This window comes from Sphingomonas bacterium, assembly GCF_028289855.1.
Lineage (GTDB): Bacteria > Pseudomonadota > Alphaproteobacteria > Sphingomonadales > Sphingomonadaceae > Sphingomonas.
Window position 1 is genome coordinate 19,020 of sequence record NZ_JAQGKZ010000013.1, and the last position, 20,649, is coordinate 39,668.

Annotated in this window: 20 protein-coding genes, 1 tRNA gene and 1 pseudogene; 16 read left to right on the forward strand and 6 right to left on the reverse strand. The window is 63.7% G+C overall.

Features of this window, described 5'->3' with window-relative positions; genetic code table 11:
• Nucleotides 1-49: 49 nt before the first annotated feature.
• The 6 genes from bamA to JWM94_RS00830 all read left to right on the forward strand — a co-directional run bounded on the left by bamA (nt 50) and on the right by JWM94_RS00830 (nt 4,906).
• Nucleotides 50-2,797 (forward strand): outer membrane protein assembly factor BamA, encoded by a 2,748-nt coding sequence (bamA, locus tag JWM94_RS00805; protein ID WP_299419824.1) that lies wholly within the window; start codon nt 50-52, stop codon nt 2,795-2,797.
• Nucleotides 2,797-3,435, forward strand: a complete 639-nt coding sequence (locus tag JWM94_RS00810; RefSeq protein ID WP_299419827.1) for an OmpH family outer membrane protein — start codon at nt 2,797-2,799, stop codon at nt 3,433-3,435. Before bamA ends, JWM94_RS00810 begins: the two co-directional genes overlap by 1 nt.
• Entirely contained in the window at nt 3,432-3,911 is a 480-nt protein-coding gene (fabZ, locus tag JWM94_RS00815) for a 3-hydroxyacyl-ACP dehydratase FabZ (protein ID WP_299419829.1), read from the forward strand. The genes JWM94_RS00810 and fabZ overlap by 4 nt, the downstream gene beginning before the upstream one ends.
• A 25-nt stretch (nt 3,912-3,936) precedes the next feature.
• On the forward strand, nt 3,937-4,155 hold the full coding sequence (locus JWM94_RS00820; protein ID WP_367185835.1) for a hypothetical protein: 219 nt from the start codon (nt 3,937-3,939) through the stop codon (nt 4,153-4,155).
• A gap of 83 nt (nt 4,156-4,238) precedes the next feature.
• Nucleotides 4,239-4,469, forward strand: a complete 231-nt coding sequence (gene rpmE, locus JWM94_RS00825) for a 50S ribosomal protein L31 (protein WP_299419831.1) — start codon at nt 4,239-4,241, stop codon at nt 4,467-4,469.
• 104 nt (nt 4,470-4,573) lie between these two features.
• Entirely contained in the window at nt 4,574-4,906 is a 333-nt protein-coding gene (locus tag JWM94_RS00830; protein ID WP_299419833.1) for a PilZ domain-containing protein, read from the forward strand.
• Here the strand turns inward: JWM94_RS00830 and JWM94_RS00835 are convergent.
• The 3 genes from JWM94_RS00835 to JWM94_RS00845 all read right to left on the reverse strand — a co-directional run bounded on the left by JWM94_RS00835 (nt 4,889) and on the right by JWM94_RS00845 (nt 8,516).
• The gene (locus tag JWM94_RS00835; protein ID WP_299419836.1) at nt 4,889-5,221 is read right to left on the reverse strand and encodes a winged helix DNA-binding protein; all 333 of its coding nucleotides are present in this window, start codon (nt 5,219-5,221) and stop codon (nt 4,889-4,891) included. The two genes, JWM94_RS00830 and JWM94_RS00835, sit on opposite strands and share 18 nt — an antisense overlap.
• A gap of 234 nt (nt 5,222-5,455) precedes the next feature.
• Nucleotides 5,456-8,200 carry an EAL domain-containing protein gene (locus tag JWM94_RS00840; RefSeq protein WP_299419838.1) on the reverse strand — a complete coding sequence of 915 codons (2,745 nt, stop codon included), beginning with the start codon at nt 8,198-8,200 and terminating at the stop codon, nt 5,456-5,458.
• 226 nt (nt 8,201-8,426) lie between these two features.
• Nucleotides 8,427-8,516, reverse strand: a tRNA-Ser gene (locus JWM94_RS00845).
• A gap of 118 nt (nt 8,517-8,634) precedes the next feature.
• Here JWM94_RS00845 and JWM94_RS00850 point away from each other — a divergent pair.
• The 10 genes from JWM94_RS00850 to mazG all read left to right on the forward strand — a co-directional run bounded on the left by JWM94_RS00850 (nt 8,635) and on the right by mazG (nt 17,961).
• Nucleotides 8,635-9,666, forward strand: coding sequence for a lytic transglycosylase domain-containing protein (locus tag JWM94_RS00850; protein ID WP_299419893.1), 1,032 nt, complete (start codon nt 8,635-8,637; stop codon nt 9,664-9,666).
• Nucleotides 9,650-10,486, forward strand: a complete 837-nt coding sequence (locus tag JWM94_RS00855) for a septal ring lytic transglycosylase RlpA family protein (protein WP_299419841.1) — start codon at nt 9,650-9,652, stop codon at nt 10,484-10,486. Before JWM94_RS00850 ends, JWM94_RS00855 begins: the two co-directional genes overlap by 17 nt.
• A gap of 25 nt (nt 10,487-10,511) precedes the next feature.
• Nucleotides 10,512-11,666: a D-alanyl-D-alanine carboxypeptidase family protein gene (locus JWM94_RS00860; RefSeq protein WP_299419845.1), complete on the forward strand. Its 1,155-nt coding sequence runs from the start codon at nt 10,512-10,514 to the stop codon at nt 11,664-11,666.
• Between the two features lie 2 nt (nt 11,667-11,668).
• Nucleotides 11,669-12,298: a dTMP kinase gene (gene tmk, locus JWM94_RS00865; protein ID WP_299419850.1), complete on the forward strand. Its 630-nt coding sequence runs from the start codon at nt 11,669-11,671 to the stop codon at nt 12,296-12,298.
• A complete protein-coding gene (locus JWM94_RS00870) occupies nt 12,295-13,257 on the forward strand; it encodes a DNA polymerase III subunit delta' (protein ID WP_299419853.1) in 963 nt (320 codons plus the stop codon). The genes tmk and JWM94_RS00870 overlap by 4 nt, the downstream gene beginning before the upstream one ends.
• Nucleotides 13,258-13,294: 37 nt before the next feature.
• Nucleotides 13,295-14,815, forward strand: a complete 1,521-nt coding sequence (gene metG, locus JWM94_RS00875; RefSeq protein ID WP_299419858.1) for a methionine--tRNA ligase — start codon at nt 13,295-13,297, stop codon at nt 14,813-14,815.
• Nucleotides 14,812-15,591: a TatD family hydrolase gene (locus tag JWM94_RS00880; protein ID WP_299419863.1), complete on the forward strand. Its 780-nt coding sequence runs from the start codon at nt 14,812-14,814 to the stop codon at nt 15,589-15,591. The genes metG and JWM94_RS00880 overlap by 4 nt, the downstream gene beginning before the upstream one ends.
• Nucleotides 15,588-16,358 carry an MBL fold metallo-hydrolase gene (locus JWM94_RS00885; RefSeq protein WP_299419867.1) on the forward strand — a complete coding sequence of 257 codons (771 nt, stop codon included), beginning with the start codon at nt 15,588-15,590 and terminating at the stop codon, nt 16,356-16,358. The genes JWM94_RS00880 and JWM94_RS00885 overlap by 4 nt, the downstream gene beginning before the upstream one ends.
• Nucleotides 16,355-16,957: a TIGR02281 family clan AA aspartic protease gene (locus JWM94_RS00890; RefSeq protein WP_299419872.1), complete on the forward strand. Its 603-nt coding sequence runs from the start codon at nt 16,355-16,357 to the stop codon at nt 16,955-16,957. The genes JWM94_RS00885 and JWM94_RS00890 overlap by 4 nt, the downstream gene beginning before the upstream one ends.
• A 230-nt stretch (nt 16,958-17,187) precedes the next feature.
• Complete coding sequence (gene mazG, locus JWM94_RS00895) at nt 17,188-17,961, forward strand: nucleoside triphosphate pyrophosphohydrolase (RefSeq protein WP_299419875.1); 774 nt, start codon at nt 17,188-17,190, stop codon at nt 17,959-17,961.
• On the opposite strand, the gene hflX is transcribed toward mazG, so the two are convergent.
• The 3 genes and pseudogenes from hflX to JWM94_RS00910 form a co-directional block, all read right to left on the reverse strand.
• Complete coding sequence (gene hflX, locus JWM94_RS00900; protein WP_299419878.1) at nt 17,958-19,247, reverse strand: GTPase HflX; 1,290 nt, start codon at nt 19,245-19,247, stop codon at nt 17,958-17,960. The genes mazG and hflX overlap by 4 nt on opposite strands.
• Nucleotides 19,244-19,747 (reverse strand): annotated as a pseudogene (gene hfq / locus JWM94_RS00905) (RNA chaperone Hfq); the annotation flags it as partial. The gene hflX and the pseudogene hfq, both read right to left, overlap by 4 nt.
• 113 nt (nt 19,748-19,860) lie before the next feature.
• On the reverse strand, nt 19,861-20,649 hold a 789-nt coding region (locus JWM94_RS00910), incomplete at its 5' end, for a sigma 54-interacting transcriptional regulator (protein ID WP_299419883.1).

The window sequence follows — 20,649 nt, forward strand, 5'->3', positions numbered from 1 at the left end:
CGGGCGCGCCTGTTTTTACGCGACGGCAAATGTCTCCTGCTGGGGTGGAATGGTGAAGCTTATCAAGGTTACGAAGTTCGGGACGCGCGTCGCGACTATTCTGCTCGCGGGGACGATGCTGTCGGGCGTTTCCGTCGCCAATGCGCAGACCGCGCCGGGGCCTGCCGCGACGCCTGCTGCCGCTCCGGTCTCGCCCGCCGTCGCGCCAACGCGAGTCATCCGCTCGCTCCGAGTCGAGGGATCGCAGCGGATCGAGCCCGAGACCGTGCTGTCCTACACCAAGCTGCGCAGCGGCCAGGCCTATACCAACGAGACGCTCGACCAGGCGCTGCGCGATTTGCTCGCCAGCGATCTGTTCGCCGACGTGTCGATCGCCGGCGTCGAGACCGGCGAGATCACCATCCGTGTTCGCGAGAATCCGATCATCAACCGGGTCTTGCTAGAGGGTAACAAGACCCTGAAGTCGGACAAGATCACCAAGGAAATCAAGCTGGCGCCGCGCCAGATCTTTACCCGCACCGCGGTGCGCCAGGACGTCGCGCGGATCATCGAACTGTATCGCCGCCAGGGCCGGTTCGCCGCTCGGATCGAGCCGAAGATGGTCAGCCTCGACCAAAACCGCGTCGATGTCGTGTTCGAGATCGACGAAGGGCCCAAGAGCGCGGTTCGCGCGATCAACATCATCGGCAACAACGTCTTTTCGGACGATAAATTGCGCGGCCAGATGGTGACCAAGCAGGCCCGCTTCTTCCGCTTCTTTTCGTCCGCCACCTCGTACGATCAGGATCGGCTGGCGTACGACCAGCAGAAGCTGCGCCAATTCTATCTGACTCAGGGCTATGCCGATTTCCGCGTCACCTCGGCGGTCGCCGAACTGACCCCGGACAAGAAGGACTTCATCATCACGTACGTGGTGGAGGAAGGACCGCGCTATAAGTTCGGTAACGTCACGGTCGACAGCGACATTCGCGATTTCGACAACACGAAGCTGGCCCAGACCCTGCAGGTCAAGAAGGGCGAATGGTTCGACGCCAAGAAGGTCGAGGATTCGGTCACGTCGCTGAACGAGACCGCAGGCCTGTTCGGTTACGCCTTCACCGACGTCAGCCCGGACTATCAGCGCGATGCCGAAACCCTGACGATGGGGGTCAATTTCCATATCGCCGAAGCCAAGCGCACCTATGTCGAGCGTATCGACGTGACCGGCAATCGCAACACGCAGGACAAGGTGCTCCGCCGCGAAATCCGCCTGTCGGAGGGCGACGCGTTCAACAGCTTCCAGGTCAAGCGCTCGCAGGACCGCATCAACAGCCTCGGTTTTTTCCAGGAAAAGTTCGAGATCAAGCAGGATCCGGGATCGGCGCCCGATCGTGTCGTGCTGACCGCGAATGTCGAGGAAAAGCCGACCGGCGAGCTGTCGCTGTCGGCGGGCTATTCGAGCCTCGAACGGTTCATCATTCAGGCCGGGATCACGCAGCGCAATTTCCGCGGCAAGGGCCAGGAGTTGCGCGCTAACGTCGATTATTCGGTCTATTCGAAATCGGTGTCGCTTGGGTTCACCGACCCGTATCTGTTCGACAAGAATATCGCGCTGGGTATCGATATCTTCCGCCGCGACTATAATTCGTTCAACTATCTCGGCAGCGAGCGCCAGACGACCTATTCGCAGGTGTCGACCGGGTTCCAGGTCCGCGCCGGTGTACCGCTGACCGAATATTGGTCGCTGTCGGCGCGGTACGGGCTGACCTACGATCAGGTCGGCCTCGACAAGACGACCTATTTCACCAACGGCGTGTGCGACCCGCTGATCGCAGGGCGCTATCTGTGCGAGGCGATCGGCAATCGCGTCACGTCGCTTGTCGGCTATTCGCTGGTCTATAACAGCCTCAATGGCGGCTTGCGCCCGACTGCCGGCCAGCGAGTGGTGCTCAGCCAGGACTTTGCCGGGCTGGGCGGCGACGTGCGCTATATCCGCTCGCGCATCGAAGCGAGCAAATACTGGAATTTGGGCAAGGGCTTCATCTTTTCGGTCAATGCCGAAGGCGGCTATATCAAGTCGCTGGAAAAGAGCCGCGGTGCCGGCATCGATCCGGTGCGGATCACCGACCGCTTCTATCTGGGCGAGCCGCAAATCCGCGGGTTCGACATTCGCGGCGTAGGACCGCGCGTCCAGCGCATCGCCTATATCGACGATGCCAACGGCAAGCAGATATTGCAGCCCGACAAAACGCAGATTGTCGACGACGCGCTGGGCGGCCGCGCTTATTATCTCGTTCGGTTCGAGATCGAACCGCCACTGTCGGGCGGCATTCGCGAACTCGGCCTGCGCCCGTCGATCTTCATGGACGTCGGCGCGGTATTCGGCATCAAGCGACCGCAAAAGACCGTTTATGCTTGCGATGAGGCCGGAGCGCCGGCCACGGGTTGTTTCCCGGTCACGACCGATGCCGATGGCAGTCGCCGGGTTCTCCCGCTCCCGCTTACCGACGCTTCGGGCAACCGGCTTTATGGCTACACGGCTGCCGATGGCTCCGGCGCGACGACCACGTGCCCGGCCGGTCTGCCCGACGGCAATGGCGGGTGTAACGGCGTCACGCCCAACACCGCGCTCAACGGCACCGCGCCGTTCCTCGAACGCTTCCTGGGCGATTCTCCCCGGCCGCGGCTGTCGATCGGGTTCGGGGTAAACTGGAATTCGCCGTTCGGGCCGCTGCGCATCGATATCGCAAAAGCGTTGCTCCACCAGAAGGGCGACGACACCAAACTTGTTACTTTCAACGTAGGAACCCAATTCTGATGAATAATAAGCTCTTAGGCGCGGCGATCGCCGCGTTCGCGATCGCCGCTCCCGCCGTCGCGCTGGCCCAATCGGCTCCGGCCGTCCTCATCGTCGACATCGATCGCGTCGGCGCCGAATGCAATGCATGCAAGGTTGCCGGCGGCCAGTTCCAGGCGATGGTGCAGCAGGCGCAGGCGCGTGCACAGACGCTGCGGACGCAGTTGCAGGCGGCCGGTGCGCCGCTGCAGACGGCGATCAATGCGCTTAACGGCAAGGCGCCCGACGCCGCGCTGCAGGCCCGCATCACGGCGTTCCAGACGCAGGAAAACAACGCCAACACCGAGTTGACCAACTCTCAGCAGCGGCTCCAGTCGATCCAGGCGAACATCAATCGCCAGATCCTGGAAAAGCTCGGCCCGATTACCGAGGCAATCCTGAAGGCGCGCGGCGCGTCGATCGTGATGGCGCGCAACTCGACGCTGGCGAATGCCGATTCAGTCGACGTCTCGGCCGACGTGCTCGCGCAGATCAACGCCCAGCTGCCTTCGATCAGCGTCACGCCGATGCCGCAGGCGGCCGCTGCACCTGGCACCGCCGCACCGACGCCCGCGCCCGCGCCGGCCCCCGCACCGGCCACGCCGCGCAAGACCCGGTGAGCGACGACACCACGGCAGTGACCTCCATCGGCCCGCTCGATATCAAGCGAGTGATGGCGGCGCTGCCGCATCGTTATCCGATGCTGCTGGTCGACCGCGTCGAAGAGTTGATTCTCGACCGGTCGATCGTCGCGATCAAAGCGGTGTCGATAAATGAGGAGTTCTTCCAGGGACATTTCCCCGGGAGGCCGATCATGCCCGGCGTGCTGCAAGTCGAGGCGCTGGCGCAGGCGGCGGGGGTGCTCGCGGTCGAAAGCCTGGGTCTCGCTGGGTCGGGCAAGTTGGTTTATTTCATGTCGATCGACGGCGTGAAGTTCAGGAAACCGGTCGAACCGGGCGTCTTGCTACGCTTGGAGGTCGAGTTCATCCAGAAACGGTCGCGTGTCTGTAAATTTGCGGGCCGGGCGATGCTGAATGGCGAGATCGCGACCGAGTGCGAATTCACCGCGATGATCGCGGACCCGCCGAGCGCCTGACATTCCGGGCTTCACGATCGACGCGTTGACCGTTTTCGGGTTGGGCGCCGTCGGCTTCACCGCGATCTGCTACACGGTCGAAAGCCGCGCGCCGGTCTGGACGCTGGGGTTCGCGCTCGGCAGCTTGCTGAGTTCGGTCTACGGCTTCCTGCAAGGCGCCTGGCCGTTCGGCGTGGTCGAGATCGTCTGGACAGTCGTCGCGCTACGCAAATGGTGGCACCGGTGCGTGGCGATGACCGCCTAGTGTTGCGCTAAAGGCGGGCCTCTGCTAGGCGCGCGCCCTTCGCTGCCGGTCGGAAACCGGCGGCCTTATCCGAGGAATTTGACGTGAAGGCCGATACGCACCCCGATTATCATACGATCAAGGTCCAGATGACCGACGGCACCGTGTACGAAACGCGCTCCACCTGGGGCAAGGAAGGCGACACGATGACGCTCGAAATCGATCCGCTGTCGCACCCGGCATGGACCGGCGGTCGCGGGCAGATGCTCGATTCGGGTGGCCAGGTCGCACGCTTCAACAAGCGTTTCGGCGGGCTCAGCCTCACCAAGAAGTAATTGCGCGCCAATCGGCGCCGATCGACGCCGCGTTTCCAACCGGGAGCGCGGCGTTTTCGCGTTTCTTAACGCGCTGTTAGGCATGACGGGCCTAGTTTTCAGCAATGGAGCCCAGGCAGACCGATATCCGCGCCGAATATGAAACCGCGATCCTCGGCCGGCGCAAGAGTCCCCGCGCGCCGGTGTCGCTCGACGCGAAGCTTGGGCGGGGCGGTCTCGATCGTACGTTGTGCCGGGTCACCGATTTGTCGCGCGAAGGTGCGCGGATCAGCAGCTATTCGGCGCTGAAGAAGGACGCGGTAATCTGGCTAACCTTGCCCGGAATCGGCCAGATTGCGGCAACGGTGCGCTGGGCCGACGATTTTCAGGCCGGCTGCCAATTCAATCAGCCGCTGGAAGACGGCCAGTTCGAAGCATTGCTAGACGTCGCGCGCTAATCGCATCGATGTCGATAATCCACGCTCGGATAGACTCTCAAGACGCTCGAGCGCCGACTGCAAATAGTCGTCCAGGCGATGTCGGGCGTCGTCGGTCAGCCGAACCATTCGGCGCCGGCGATCGTGCGGATCATCCTCCAGATAGACCAAACCCTGTGCCTCGATCTGATTGATCATGCGAAGGCTGGTCGATTGCGGGGCGCCCGATGCGATTCCCAGTGACGATACCGGAACGCCCGGGCCTTGCGCGCCGCAGACGTACAGGTCGAGCAACATGTTCCACGCGGAATCGTTGATCCGCTGGATGCCCAGCATCTTCGCGCGCAATGACTGCAGACCGAGTAGTGTGTGGGCCAGCGCCGCCGAGGAATTAGGCTCGATCGCTTCCCGAACAAGGCATGGAGCCTTGCGGATTGTCGATGACGCTGCGGGACCGACTGATGCCATGCCGCAAACTGGCGGTTATTAGTATGAGACTGCTACCCCCAGATTCTCCCATCCCGATTAATTGGGGGTAGGTCTTGATGCAGATCATGGCCGAGCATTCGCTTATCGCCGTCCAGGCACGGCAGCACTCGACCGGTTGAGATCGGCCGGGGTGAGACGTCCCGCTTGCGCAGCTTGTGCCGGGGGTGGCGTATCGACGGTCGAGCGCACGTCGTGCACCGGCGCGCGCTGGACGGGGCCGAGGTCGCGCAAGTTGAACGGGCGCTCGAAGCGGATGCCGACCTTGCCCTCGCGCGACCAGCGGACATCGGCGCCCATGATCGAGCAACCGGGAATATCGAGCTGGATCTGCGAACCGTCGGGCAAGTCGCGAGTCGATTCGAGCAACGCCCCGCCGGCCGCGATGTTGCGGATACGCACGGGGAAGGTCATGCCATTCCACTGCGCGTTGGCTGTGCGGATCAGGCTGTAGCGCGGCGCGCGGGCGTTTTCGTATCCCTTGGCCGCGACCGCTTCGACCGAGCGGGCGAGGGTGCGCGCTTCGGCGGCCTCCATCGGCTTGCCGAAGATATAGCCCTGCACCTGCGAACAGCCGAGTTCGCGGATCAAGTTCAAGTCGTCGTGCGTCTCGACGCCCTCCGCCGTAGTGTCCATCTTCAGGCTCTGCGCGAGCGAGATGATCGACCGCAGGATCGCTTCGCTGGTGCTTCCTGTGGCGGCGGCGCCGCGGACGAACGACTGATCGATCTTGATCTTGTTGAGCGGCGCGCGCTTGAGATAACCGAGGCTCGAATAACCGGTGCCGAAATCGTCGAGCGCCAGGCGGACGCCCGCCGCCTTCAATCGCCGGAAGGTTTCGTCGACACTGGCTTCGGTCGACAGGAACACGCCTTCGGTAATTTCGAGTTCGAGACGCCCCGGGTCGAGTTCCGAGGCCGTGAGCGCGCTCATCACCGTCGCGACGAGATGCGGGCTGGCGAACTGGATCGGCGAGATGTTGACCGCGATGCGAACCTGCGCGGGCCAATGCGCGGCCTCCATGCACGCGGTGCGCAAGACCCATTCCCCGATCGCGAGGATCAGCCCGCATTCCTCCGCCAGCGCGATGAATTGCTCGGTCGGGATCGACTGGCCGTTGGAGCGCACCCAGCGCACAAGCGCTTCGAACGCAACGACCTCTTCGGTCACGGTGTTGACAACCGGCTGATAGACCAACCGCAACTCGCCGCGCTGGATCGCGCCGCGAAGGTCGTGTTCCAGGCCCTGCTTTTCCTGCGCATCGCTGTGCATGTCGGGTGAGAAGAGCTTGAACGTGCCGCGCCCGTCGTCCTTCGCGGCGTATAATGCGAGGTCGGCGTCGCGGATGAGCGCGTCGGCGCACTGATATTGGCTACGCGCGATCGCAACCCCGACCGATGCGCCGATCGAGATCGTATTACCGTCGATCTGATAGGGTTGCGACACATGCTCGATCAGCCGCTTGGCCAACGTGCCGAGATATTGTTCCGAATCGATCGCAGGGAAAATCGCCTGGAATTCGTCGCCGCCGAGCCGGCCTACTTGCCCGTCCTTGCCCACCACCGAGGCCAGGCGTCCCGCAACCTGTTTGAGCAGCGCATCGCCGACGGGATGGCCGAGCGTGTCGTTGACGTTCTTGAAGCGGTCGAGGTCGATCAGGTAAAGTGCGCAGCCTTTTTTCTGTTTCTCGATCGCCTTGAGCGCATCCTCGAGCGTGGCACGCATCAGCGTTCGGTTGGGGAGGGCGGTCAGTGCGTCGTACCGCGCCAGCCGATTGATTTCGGCTTCGGCCAGTCGTCGCTCGGTCAAATCTGTGCCGATGCCGCCAAAGCCCAGAAAACGCCCGTAATCGTCGAAATGCGCGGTGCCGGACAGCGACCACCAGATATCGTCGTGACCCTTGGCCTTGACCGTTGCGTCGGCGAAGGGGACACGCGCCGACAAGTAGAAGCCCAGCGTACACTCGCTGTCGGCGGCACCACTGCCCGCATCCATGCCGAGCAAATCGACAAATTGCGTGCCGATCAAGTCGACCGCGTTACGCTTCAGATCATCGGCAAGCTGAGTCGAGACATAGGTCAGCGCGCCATTGGCATCTGTTTCCCAAAACCAGCCGCGGCCGCTTTGCTCGAATTCGGCCACGAAGCGCGCCGCCTTTTTCGCCTGATATTCGTTCGCGAGCTGACGCCCGGCGGCGATCAGCGCGCCGCGCGCGCCGAACATGCTGGCGCCGAGCAGGCACCCGCCGAACGCAATCAGCAGACCGAGGATTTGCGGATCGCGCGAGAAGAGCAGGAACGATCCGAACGCCGCAGCATAGCTGATCAGCAACAGGCTGGGCACTGAGATGAACGCCGCCACGGTCAGGCAGAATGCGCCGAGCAAGGAGGCGCATATCACCGGCGGCACCGTGTCGCCTGGGCTCGGCAGCCCGAACCCGATGACGATTGCCCACAACGCACCGATGGAAATCGTGAAAGCGCCCCACAGCCGGACGACGCGGTGTGGTCGCATCTGTTTGGTACGGCGGCGGTTGAGCAGCGTCGAAAGCGCCGCGAGCACCACGACTCCGCCCAGCGGCAGAATAATGGCCAGCGGGTTGTCGCCATTCGTCCTTACCGCGTGGATAACCAGCACAATCCCACAGATCAGGTGCGAGGCGAGCAGATAGGGACCGGTATTGGACAGCGCACGGATGCGTTCGTGAGCGATGCGTTCGTCGTCTGGCTGTCGCGCCGGCCGCAGGTCGAACAGGAAAATGTCGAGGTAGCTCAGGTCGCGCACGCGTGCGGCAGGCTCACTGATCGCCGCAAATCGACTCTTACGCATGCTGCCCCCAAAGCTCCAAGGCGGTCGCGTTTCCCGGTGCGAGCCCCACGCTCCAGTCTCGCGTAGCAGGGGCGGCTTAAGGCGCGGTAAATCAGCTCTTGACGCGGGTTAAGTCGGGGTGACGCGGCTAGCACGCGCCGCGGCAAAGCCGCGTCGCTGGAGCGACGCCGGCCGCGCTGGCGCGTGTCAGATTTAGCCTTCGCTAAATCGTGATCGCGCTGCGCGGTGGCGGAGAGGGTGGGATTCGAACCCACGGTAGGCTTCCACCCACGGCGGTTTTCAAGACCGCTGCCTTAAACCACTCGGCCACCTCTCCGCTGTGTCAGCGCTTACGGGAAGGGCGGCGATTTGTGCAAGCCGTGCGACGACGGGGGATTCCCGTCACCGCGCGACTGTGGCACGGTCGCACGATGCGGGGACGGGGATTGATCTTTATCTGGGCGGCAGCGATCGTGCTGGCCGCCGTGTCGTGGCTGTCGGCGAGCGCGGCGCGCGCGCAGGACGATGCCGGGTTCCAGGCCTATCTGCAGGACGTTCGCGCGCGTGCCATCGCGCAAGGCGTGCGCCCGACAAGCGTCGACCAGGTGCTGGCCGGCCTGACCTTCAACCAGCGGGTGATCGACCTCGATCATGCCCAGCCGGGCGGTAACCCGGCCAATCCGACCAGCACTGCCAGTCCGCCGTTCGGCCCGTATTTGCGCAGCCATGTCGATGCCGCGCGAATCGCGCAGGGGCGGAGCAAATATCTCGCCGAACGCAGCCATCTGGCGCGGATCGAGGCGCAGACCGGCGTGCCCGAATCGATCATGGTCGCAATCTGGGGGCATGAGACCAATTACGGTCGCGTGATGGGCAATTTCGACCTGCCGCGCGCGATCGCGACGCTGGCGTATGAAGGGCGCCGACGGGCGTTGTTCGAAGGCGAACTGATCGCCATGATGAAGATGGTCGATCGCGGCGTGTCGCGCGGCCAATTGGTCGGGAGCTGGGCAGGAGCGATGGGCGGGCCGCAATTCCTGCCGTCGGTCTATTTGCGCCTCGCGCGCGACGGCGATGGCGATGGCCGCGCCGATATCTGGAACAGCGACGCCGATACGCTCGCGTCGATCGGCAATTATTTCTACCAGGCCGGTTGGCGGCGCGGCCAGCCATGGGGCCTTGCGGTGTCGCTTCCCGCGGGATTCGACCGCAGCAGTGTGACCAACCGGCTGATTTCGCCGCGCTGTCCCCGCGTGTTCGCGCGGCAAAGTGCGTGGCGGACGATCGCTGAATGGCGTGCGCTGGGCGTTCTGTCTCAGGGCAAGCCGTGGCCCGCTGACAATGTCCAGGCGACGATGATCGAGCCCGATTCGCCGGGTCAGACCGCCTATCTGCTGACCGGCAATTACCGCGTCATCCTCGATTACAATTGTTCGAATTTCTATGCGTTGAGTGTGGGGTTGCTGGCGGATGCGGTTGAACAATAAGGCGGCGTGGCTGGCGCTGGCGACATGCGTCGTGCTGACCAGCCAAGCGACTGCGCAAGACGGGCCTCCGCCAACGGACGGCCCCAGCGCGACATCCGACCGATCGCCCGATCGCTACGATGAAGTCGGCTACGCGACGTGGTACGGCAACGAGTTGGCCGGCAACCGAACCGCGTCCGGCGCGCCGTTCGACCCCCAGGCGTTCACCGCCGCGCACCGCACGCTGCCGATCGGTTCGTATGTCGAGGTAACGTCGCTCGACACCGGGCGCACCGTTCTGGTCCAGATCAACGATCGCGGACCGTTCACGCCGGGGCTGCTGATCGACTTGTCGCAGGCGGCGGCGCAGGCGATTGGGGTAACCGGGCGCAAGCCGGTGCGGATCCGCCGCGTGACGCCAGACCCGGCGGATCGAAACGCTTTGCGGAACGGACAAGCGGCATCGCCACGGCTCGATACACCGCCGGCGTTGCTCGCCGGCCTTCGCGCAAAACTCGGCGGTCGCCCAATTGTCGGGGCAAGGACTCCTATTACCACACCGGATACCGTGCCCGTCGTCACGTTGCGTCCGCCCGCGGTGGCGCCGTCAAGGCCGCCACTGGCGACGGCTAAGGGCAACTATTACGTCCAGGTCGGCACATTCAGCAGCGAGGACCGCGCCAGTGCGCTCGCCAGGAGCCTCGGCGGAAACTCGGCGCCGTTCAAAAACCTCTGGCGAGTCCGCACCGGGCCGTTCGCCGATGCAAAATCCGCCGCACAAGCGCGTGACGCCGCCGCGGCACGCGGCTATGGCGATGCCCGTGTCGTCCGAGAGGACTAATTCTGTTTACGGATTTGCGTTTCCCATGAAGAAAATTGCCGCTCTGCTCGCCGCCGTCGCGATGGCCGTTCCCGCCGCCGCAAATCCCGAATTCCAGACGCCCGCGCCGGTCGCCTATATGGTCGATCTATCATCCAATGCGGTGCTGTATTCTAAGGACGCCGACCGCCGCATGCCGCCGGCATCGCTGGCCAAGATGATGACGGTCTATGTCGTGTTCGACATGATCAAGAAGGGGCAATTGAGTGCCGACAAGCAGTTCCCCGTCCGTCCCGAGACCTGGAAAAAGTGGAATAACCAGGGTTCGAGCATGTTCCTGTCGGTCAACGAGAATGTCAGCGTCGATAATCTCCTGAAGGGTATCGTCACACTGTCGGGCAACGACGCCTGCGTCGTGATCGCCGAGGGGATTTCGGGCACCGAACAGGCGTTCACCGATCGGATGAACGACGAAGCCAAGAAACTGGGGCTGACCAACAGCCACTTCGGCACGTCCAACGGTTGGCCGGACGGCGGCGTGACCTATGTCTCCGCACGCGATCTCGCGACGCTGGCACAGGCGACGATTCGCGAGTTTCCCGACCTTTATAAGCGATACTATGCGCTGCCGAACTTTACATGGGGCGTTCGGATGAATGGCTCCAAGATCGATCAGGCAAATCGCGACCCGTTGCTCGGCAATGTTGCGGGCGCCGACGGACTCAAAACCGGGCACACCGACGAGGCGGGGTACAGTTTCACCGGATCGGCGATCCAGAACGGCCGCCGTATCATCATGGTGCTCGCCGGGCTCGACAGCTTTGGCCATCGCAAGGAAGAATCGATCAAGTTCATGAACTGGGGCTTCGGCGCGTGGAGCGCCAAGCCGATCGTGTCGAAGGGCAAGCAGGTAGCGACCGCCGACGTGCAACTCGGCTCGTCGAGCACGGTCGGCTTGATCGCCGCCGACAATCTTGCCGTGACGGTACCGTCGGGGAGCAACCCCGTGATGACCTCCACCGTGGTCTATGACGGTCCGCTCAAGGCGCCGATCAAGGCGGGCGACCATATCGCCGACCTGATTGTCAAGACGCCAGGGATGACCGACCAGCGTTTCCCGTTGGTTGCGGCCAGCGACGTCGGGCAAGCCGGGTTCTTCGGGCGCGCCTGGGTCGGGTTGATGCAGCTGTTCGGCGGCTGACGATGACGCAAGGGCGGTTCCTGTCGATCGAAGGCGGCGAAGGCGCCGGCAAATCGACCCAGGTGCGCCGCCTTGCCGATGCGTTGCGCGCGCGCGGGATCGAGGTCATCGTTACCCGCGAACCCGGCGGCAGCGACGGCGCGGAAGCGATCCGCGATTTGTTGATGCAAGGCGCGGTCAACCGCTGGAGTCCGCATACGGAGGCCTTGCTGTTTGCCGCGGCCCGCGCCGACCATGTCGAGAAGGTCATCCAGCCCGCGATCGGCGTCGGCACCTGGGTGATTTCCGACCGCTACGTCGATTCGTCGCGCGCCTATCAGGGTGTCGCCGGCGGGATCGATGACGCCGCCGTAATGGCGCTGCACGGCTTCGGATCGCGCGGGTTGCTCCCCGATCGGACGTTGGTGCTCGAAGTGCCGCCCGAACTGGGCGCCGAACGTGCCTCGGCGCGCGATGGAGAGGGGGCGGATCGCTTCGCCGCGCGCGAGCGCGCGTTCCACGACGACGTCGCCGCTGCCTTCCGCCGCTTCGCCGCGGCCGATCCGGAGCGCGTGCGGCTGGTCGATGCCAGCGGTGACGCCGATACCGTTGCTGCGGGATTGCTGACTGAGATCGCCGACCTGCTGCCATGACGTCGCATATCGGTAACGCGTTGGCAAAACAGGCATTTTCGGCGGCGTTCGACGGCGGATCGCTCCACCACGCTTGGCTGTTCGCGGGACCGGAAGGGGTTGGGAAGGCGACCTTCGCGATGTTGGCCGCGCGGCGAATCCTCGCGGGGCCGGGGCAGCCGGACGATTACGCCATCCCGCCGGGCGACCGCACGCAGCAGTTGATCGACGCGGGATCGCATCCCGACTTCAAGAAGCTCGAACGGTTGCCAAAGGACGAGAAGAAGCCCGATCAAGGGCTCGCGCGAAGCATCACTGTCACTCAGGTTCGCGCGATCGAACCGTTTTTCTCGGTCAAGCCGACCTTTTCCGACCGCCGGGTTGTGGTGATCGATTCGGCCGACGATCTCGAGCGCAACGGCGCCAACGCGCTCCTCAAGAACCTCGAGGAGCCGCCTGCAGGCACGGTGTTTCTGCTCGTCAGCCATGCGCCGGGGCGTTTGCTGCCGACGATCCGGTCGCGCTGCCGATTGCTGCGGTTCGAACCGCTCGACGATGCCGACATGCGCGCGGCGCTGGTCGATGCGGGCGCAAAGCCGGGCGAGATCGACGATCTGGTCCGGGTGGGGCAGGGGTCGCCCGCGCAGGCGCTGGCGATGGCGGGGCTCGATATTGCCGGGCTCGACCAAGCGCTTGGCGAACTGGCGCGCGGCGACCCGTCCAACGCGACGCGGGCAGAGCTGGCCGGTAAATTGTCGCTCAAGGCTGCGCAGCCCCGCTACGAGGCGTTCCTCGACCGCGCGCCGCGTTTCATCGCGGCCCAGGCGCGTGTCCGTACCGGCGAGGCGCTCCGCACCGCGCTCGACGCCCACGACGCCGCGCGCAATCTCGCCGCCAGCGCGCTCGGCCTGTCGCTCGATGCGCAGGGCACGGTGTTCGAAATGGGCGGGATCGTCGCGACACTCGCCGCGCACCGCTGAGCCTTCAAACCCGCCCGTCGATGTTCTAGGGGAGGCTATGGCCGAACCCTATTACATTACCACCGCGATCAGTTATCCCAACGGCCGCCCGCATATCGGCCATGCGTATGAAGCGATCGCGGCCGACGCCATCGCGCGCTTCCATCGCCAGGCCGGACGCGATGTGCGGTTTCAGACCGGCACCGACGAACATGGACTCAAGATGTTTCAGACCGCACGGGACCGCGGGGTCGAAGCGACCGTCCTTGCCGACGAGATGTCGGCATATTTCAAAGCGATGGATGACCGTCTCAACATCTCATACGATCGCTTCATCCGCACCGTCGAACCTGACCATCACGCCGCGAGCCGCGCGATCTGGCAGGCGATGGAGGCGGCGGGCGATCTCTATCTCGACCGCTATGAGGGATGGTATTCGGTTCGCGACGAGGCGTTTTACGACGAGAAGGAATTGGTAGACGGGGAGGGGGGCAAACTGTCGCCGCAAGGCACGCCGGTCGAATGGACCTCGGAGGAGACGTGGTTCTTTCGCCTGTCCAAATATCAGCAGCCGCTGCTCGACCATTACGCCGCCAACCCCGATTTCATCCGCCCCCAGGCGCGACGCAACGAAACGCTCCGCTTCGTCGAGGGCGGGCTGAACGACCTGTCGGTATCGCGCACCAGTTTCGACTGGGGGGTCAAGGTGCCGAGCAGCGACGGCCACGTCATGTATGTGTGGGTCGACGCGCTGACCAATTACTTGACCGGCGTCGGCTATCCCGATGCGCTCGACCGATATTGGCCCGCCGACCTGCACTTAATAGGCAAGGATATCGTACGATTCCACGCCGTTTACTGGCCAGCGTTTCTGATGAGTGCGAAGATCGCATTGCCCAAACAGGTGTTCGGGCACGGCTTCCTGCTCAACCGCGGGGAGAAGATGTCCAAGTCGGTTGGCAATGTCACCGATCCGATAGAGCTCGCCGATCGCTTCGGGGTCGATCCGCTGCGTTATTTCCTGCTGCGCGAAGTCAGTTTTGGGCAGGACGGCAGCTATTCGGAAGACGCGATCGTCACGCGGTGCAACGCCGACTTGGCCAATAATCTCGGCAATCTGGCGCAACGCTGCCTATCGATCATCGCCAAGAACGGCGCGGCGGTCCCGACGGCAGGGGAGGCGACCGATGCCGAGGAGGCGCTGGTCGAGAGCGTGCGCGCGGCCGAGGCCGGCATGCACGAAGCGATGGCCGACCTTGCGATCCATACCGCACTGGAGGCGATCTGGAGCGTCGCACGTGACGCCAACCAGTATTTCGCCGATCAGGCACCGTGGAGCGTCCGCAAGACCGACGCGCCGCGCGCCGATACGATCCTGTACTACGCTGCCGAAGCTGTGCGTCGCATCGCGATCATGGCACGCTGGGCGATCCCCGAAAGCGCCGACAAATTGCTCGATCTGCTCGGGCAGGGAGTGGACGTACGCAATTTCGACGCACTCAGCCGGCCGATCCTCGCGGGAACGCCACTCCCAGCACCCTCGGGCGTGTTCCCGCGTCTTGAGATCGACCCAACATGAGGCTCGCCGACAGCCATTGCCACCTCAACTACAAGGGCTTGGCCGAGCAGCAGGCCGATATACTGACTCGCGCGCGCGCCAGCGGCGTGGTCGCGATGCTCAATATCTCGACCCGCGAGCGCGAATGGGATGACGTTATCGCCGTCGCGGACGCGCATGACGACGTCTGGGCAACGGTCGGGATTCACCCGCACGAGGCCGATCAGCACGCGCACGTGGACGCCGCCAAACTGATCGAGCGCGCCACGCACCCACGCGTCGTCGGAATCGGCGAATCGGGGCTCGATTATTATTACGATCGTTCCGACCGCGAGCGGCAGCGCGCCAGTTTCCGCGCGCATCTGGCGGCGAGCCGCGAAACCGGGCTGCCGATCGTCGTTCACACGCGAGACGCGGAGGAGGACACGATCGACATCCTGCGCGATGAGATGGGGAAGGGGGCCTATCCCGGCGTCATCCATTGTTTCACCGCCAGCGGGAATTTCGCCGACAAGGCACTGGATCTGGGCCTGTACATCTCGATTTCGGGCATCGTGACCTTCAAGAACGCCAAGGATCTTCAGGAAATCGCCGCGCGCCTCCCGCTCGACCGGCTGCTGATCGAAACGGACGCGCCGTTCCTCGCGCCGGTCCCCCACCGCGGACGAACCGGCGAGCCGGCGTTCGTCGCCGACACCTGTCGATTTCTGGCGCAATTGCGCGGCGAAGATGCCGACGATCTGGCCGACGCAACACGCGTCAACTTCCACAAATTATTCGCTAAAACTGCCGAATGAAGGTTCGCATTCTCGGCTGTGGAACGTCGTCGGGGGTGCCGCGGATCGGCAACGACTGGGGCGGGTGTGACCCCGAAGACTCGCGCAACCGCCGGACGCGGGCGTCGATCATGATCGAGACTGCCACGACGCGCATTCTGGTCGACACCGGCCCCGACATGCGCGAACAGTTGCTGGTGGCGGGCGTGGACAGCGTTGACGCCGTGATCTGGACGCACGATCATGCCGATCACACCCACGGCATCGATGATCTCCGCCAGATCTATCATGCGATGCGAAAGCCCGTGCAGGGATATGCCCGGCCCGGAACGGCGAAGATACTGCGCGACCGGTTCGCTTATGTATTCGAAGGGCTGGACGGCTATCCGCCGACCGTCGACCTAAGTGAGTTGCCCGACAAACTGACGGTAGGTGACATTGAGATCAGTGCGACCGACCAGCCGCACGCCAACATTACCTCCGCCGGATTGCGCTTCGATAGCGGAACCGGATCGATCGGATATGCTACCGATTTCAACGTAATGACTGACGATATGCGCGCGCTGTATCAGAATCTCGACGTCTGGATCGTCGATATCCTGCGCCGCCGTCCGCACCCGAGCCATCCGCATTTGGCCGAGGCGCTGCCGTGGATCGACCAACTCTCCCCATGCCACACCGCGCTGACTCATCTCGACCAATCGATGGACTATGCGTCGTTGCTCGCGGAACTGCCCGCGGGCGTGGTACCGGCGCACGATGGGCTCGAATTCGAGGTTGAGCGATGACCGACCAGACCGGCAATGCGATCTTTTACGCGCTGCTCTTGATCCTGCCGCTGTCGGCGCTGTTCGCGCGGCGGCTGCCACTGGGGCGCGTCGCATTGATGTCCTTGGCGTGGATCGGCATTTTTGCCACCGGACTGATGATCGTCGCGCTGGTAAATCGCAACGAATGGCTGGTGTCGGGTGCGCGTGAGATGTTTTACGGTCGCGATCAGTCGGTGATCGGCAACGAAGTCCGCATCGCGATGGCCGATGACGGTCATTTCTACGCCCGTGCGACGATCAACGGCGTCGAGCGCACATTGTTGGTCGATAGTGGTGCCAGCTATACCAGCCTGTCGACGGCCAGCGCAGCGGACGCCAAGGTCGCGATCGACAGTATGTCACCGCAAATCCCGCTGGACACCGCGAATGGTCAGGTCCTGGCGCAGCCCGCGACGATCGCCGAGCTCAAGGTCGGCGGCATCATCGCCACCGACGCGCCGGCAGTCGTATCCGAATCGTTCGGCGATGAGGACGTACTCGGCATGAGTTTCCTGTCGCGGCTCAAATCCTGGCGGGTGGAGGGGAAGACGCTCATCCTGATCCCGCAATCCCGCTAGACTTTACATAATGTATATTATCAATCTAGGAATGGGATTTGGAGCTGTCGTTCATTGCAATCGATGTTTTTGGGCGCACCGTCTTTTGCGGAGCGGCAAGCGCGGTCGCACCCAGCATCGTCACCAGAAGGAGCGCCTTCATCTGTCGATCTCCGCTTGAACGTCGAACTCGCCAGTGCCGCGTTATACACATGGCCTGCGGGGTAGCGAGGTTGTTATAAGGCGAGCGTATGAACCGTCCTCCCCAAATTCCGCGGCCTGGAATCGACATCGAGCGCCTCGTCGCGATCATGGCGCGGTTGCGCGATCCCGAGCGTGGTTGCGAATGGGATACGGTGCAGACTTTCGCGACGATCGCGCCGTACACGATCGAGGAAGCCTATGAGGTCGCCGACGCGTGTCAGCGTGGCGACATGGCCGATCTCAAGGACGAGCTCGGCGACTTACTGCTTCAGGTCGTGTTCCATGCCCGCATGGCGGAGGAAGGCGGTGACTTTGCGCTCAACGACGTGGTCGCATCGATCTGCGACAAGATGGAGCGTCGTCACCCGCATATCTTCGGCGATGCGGCCGAGGGTGGCCACTATCTGTGGGAACAGATCAAGGCCGAAGAACGTGGCGCCAAGGGTGCCGAGAGTGCGCTCGACGGTGTGGCGATTGGCCTTCCGGCATTGCTCCGTGCCGAAAAACTCCAGAAGCGCGCCGCGCGCACCGGGTTCGACTGGCCCGATCCGAGCGGAGCACGCGTCAAGATCGACGAGGAACTTGCTGAGGTCGAGACAGCCACGACCGACGCCGAGCGCGAAGAAGAGATTGGCGACCTGTTGTTTGCGACGGTAAACTGGGCGCGTAAATTGGGGATCGACGCTGAAGCGGCTTTACGCTCGGCAAGTGCGAAGTTCGAACGGCGGTTCAAGGCGATGGAAGCGGCGGATACCGGCTTCGCGTCGCGCAGCCTCGATGAGCAGGAAGCGCTCTGGCAGCGCGTTAAGAGAGGAATCTAAGGGCGGGTTTCAAACCGCTCATAGTCGCGCGGCGCCATCCGCACGTCGTAGATTGCGCTGTCCCCTTCGACCACCTGCCTCAGAACGTCGCCATGCTGGTGGAGCCACGCCGCCCCCGCCCCGTCCGCCGCATCGAGCGTGATCGAGTAACGTCGATGTGCGGCAGTCAGTTTGGCGGCAACCTCGGCGATCAGGTCATCGACCCCTTCCCCGGTCATCGCCGAGATCGCGACGACATCGTCGCGGTGCCCGGCCTCGTTGAGCGCATCGATACGGTCATCGCCGTGGAGCAGGTCGACCTTGTTCCACGCCTCGAACCGCGGCGTCGCATCGGCCACGCCAATCTCGCGCAGCACCTTCTCGACATCGGCGCGCTGTGCCTCGCTGTCGGGATGCGCGATATCGCGAACGTGGATCAGCAAGTCGGCCGTCACCACTTCCTCTAGCGTAGCCTTGAACGCTGCGACCAATTGCGTCGGCAGTTCGGAAACGAAGCCGACCGTGTCGGACACGATCGCCTTGTCGATCCCCGGCAGCGAAATCTGCCGCAGCGTCGGGTCTAGCGTCGCGAACAGCAAGTCTTCCGCCATGACGTCAGCCCCGGTCAGGCGATTGAAAAGCGTCGATTTTCCGGCGTTGGTATAGCCAACGAGGGCGATGATCGGCCACGGCGCGCGCTGGCGCCGGTCGCGGTGGAGGCCGCGGGTGCGGCTGACCTGATCGAGCTCCTTCTTCAACCGCGCCATGCGGTCGCGGATCAAGCGGCGATCAGCTTCGATCTGCGTTTCCCCTGGACCACCTAGGAAGCCGAACCCACCGCGCTGACGTTCAAGGTGAGTCCAACTCCGGACCAATCGACCCGCCTGGTAATCGAGATGCGCGAGTTCGACCTGCAATCGTCCCTCGGCGGTCGCAGCGCGCTCGCCGAAGATTTCGAGGATCAGCCCGGTACGGTCGATAACCTTGGCTTCGAGCGCGGTTTCGAGGTTGCGTTGCTGCACCGGCGTCAAGCTGGCGTCGAACACGACCAGCCCCGCCTCCTCCATCCGCACCTGCGCGGCGAGTTGCTCGACCTGCCCCGACCCGATCAGCGTCGCCGGTTTGGGTGCGCGGACGCGGAAAGCGATCTTGTCGACCACCTCGACCCCGATCGCCAGCGCCAGGCCACCCGTCTCCGCCAGCCGAGCCTCGGCATCGCGGCTCGCCTTGCCTTGGTCGGGCAGTACGACGATCGCCCTCGCCCCGCGGGCGAAGTCGTCGCGGTCACGTTCGAAACCGGTGCTCAATCCTCGGTGGATTCCGTTGAATCTTCTGATAAATTCAACGGCCGCGCCGGTTGAATGGTCGATACCGCGTGCTTGTAGACCAACTGCGCCATCCCTTCGCGTTCAAGCAGCATGCAGAACAGATCGAACGACGCAATGTGTCCCTGCAGCATGACGCCGTTGACCAGAAACATCGTCACGCTGTCTTCAGACTTGCGCACGGCATTGAGGAAGATTTCCTGGAGCAGCGGCTGCTTCTTCTGCGCCTCCCCCACCGCGTCGACTATTGCGGCGACGTCGATCGGGTTGGACGGCATGATCGTCGAGATCGCGTGCTTATAAATTAGCTGCGACTGGCCGTCGCGGCGCAGCAGCACGCTGAAATTGTCGAACCACGTCACGATACCCTGAAGCTTGACGCCTTTGACGAGGAACATCGTCACCGGTGTTTTCGCCTTGCGTAGCGCGTTGAGGAACAGATCCTGGAGCGAGGTTTGCTTGTCGGCCATTATCGGTCCTTGGTTTTGGCGGGATGTACCCCGCTAGGCGCCGTTTTCCGGCGTCTGAAGCGCTCACCCGTCCGGCTCGCGCATCGGCAATGTATGGTGGGCGGCGCCTTACGTCCAGCGCGGACCTAATCTTCGCGGCTGTCGGTAATCCCGAGCAGCTTGAGTTTCCGGTGCAACGCCGACCGCTCCATCCCGATAAAGGTCGCGGTGCGTGAGATATTGCCCGAGAAACGCCGGATCTGGACGCGAAGATATTCGCGCTCGAATGTCTCGCGCGCCTCACGCAGCGGCGCTCCCATCATCGCCGAGGCTCCCGCCCCGTCGCCATTGCCGCCGAGCACCTCGGCGGGGAGCAGATCGACGTCGATCCGGCCGATGCGGTCGCCGGGCGCGAGAATGATCGTGCGCTCGACCACGTTGCGGAGCTGGCGGACGTTGCCCGGCCATTCATAGCTTTGCAGCGCCACCATGGCGTCGTCGGCGACTTCGGGCGTCGGCACGCGGCGTTCGTTGGCGTAATGCGCGACGAAATGCTCGACCAGCGCAGGAATGTCTTCGCGCCGCTCAGTCAGCGACGGAATCGCCACGGGAACGACGTTGAGCCGGTAATAAAGATCCTCGCGGAAACGTCCCTCGGCGATTTCGTCGGTGAGGTTACGCGCGGTCGCCGAGACGACGCGGACATCGACCTTGACCGTGCGCTGGCCGCCGACACGGGTGAAACTCTGGTCGGTCAGCACGCGCAGAATCCGGCCCTGCGTCGCGATCGGCATGTCGGCGATTTCGTCGAGGAATAACGTGCCGCCATGCGCCTGTTCGAGCAGGCCGGGGCGGACGAGATCCCCGCCCTCTTCGACGCCGAACAATTCCTCCTCGACGCGCTCCGGCGTCATGCGCGCGGCGCTGCAGATAAT

Bases quoted from the DNA above. Each gene is read 5' to 3' on its own strand.
- tmk (WP_299419850.1), top strand. From the start codon at position 11,669: ATGACGCAAGGGCGGTTCCTGTCGATCGAAGGCGGCGAAGGCGCCGGC.
- JWM94_RS00890 (WP_299419872.1), top strand. From the start codon at position 16,355: ATGACCGACCAGACCGGCAATGCGATCTTTTACGCGCTGCTCTTGATC.
- bamA (WP_299419824.1), top strand. From the start codon at position 50: ATGGTGAAGCTTATCAAGGTTACGAAGTTCGGGACGCGCGTCGCGACT.
- JWM94_RS00835 (WP_299419836.1), bottom strand. From the start codon at position 5,221: ATGCTGGGCATCCAGCGGATCAACGATTCCGCGTGGAACATGTTGCTC.
- JWM94_RS00860 (WP_299419845.1), top strand. From the start codon at position 10,512: ATGAAGAAAATTGCCGCTCTGCTCGCCGCCGTCGCGATGGCCGTTCCC.
- JWM94_RS00870 (WP_299419853.1), top strand. From the start codon at position 12,295: ATGACGTCGCATATCGGTAACGCGTTGGCAAAACAGGCATTTTCGGCG.
- mazG (WP_299419875.1), top strand. From the start codon at position 17,188: ATGAACCGTCCTCCCCAAATTCCGCGGCCTGGAATCGACATCGAGCGC.
- JWM94_RS00885 (WP_299419867.1), top strand. From the start codon at position 15,588: ATGAAGGTTCGCATTCTCGGCTGTGGAACGTCGTCGGGGGTGCCGCGG.
- JWM94_RS00830 (WP_299419833.1), top strand. From the start codon at position 4,574: ATGGAGCCCAGGCAGACCGATATCCGCGCCGAATATGAAACCGCGATC.
- JWM94_RS00840 (WP_299419838.1), bottom strand. From the start codon at position 8,200: ATGCGTAAGAGTCGATTTGCGGCGATCAGTGAGCCTGCCGCACGCGTG.
- JWM94_RS00880 (WP_299419863.1), top strand. From the start codon at position 14,812: ATGAGGCTCGCCGACAGCCATTGCCACCTCAACTACAAGGGCTTGGCC.
- JWM94_RS00810 (WP_299419827.1), top strand. From the start codon at position 2,797: ATGAATAATAAGCTCTTAGGCGCGGCGATCGCCGCGTTCGCGATCGCC.
- metG (WP_299419858.1), top strand. From the start codon at position 13,295: ATGGCCGAACCCTATTACATTACCACCGCGATCAGTTATCCCAACGGC.
- JWM94_RS00855 (WP_299419841.1), top strand. From the start codon at position 9,650: ATGCGGTTGAACAATAAGGCGGCGTGGCTGGCGCTGGCGACATGCGTC.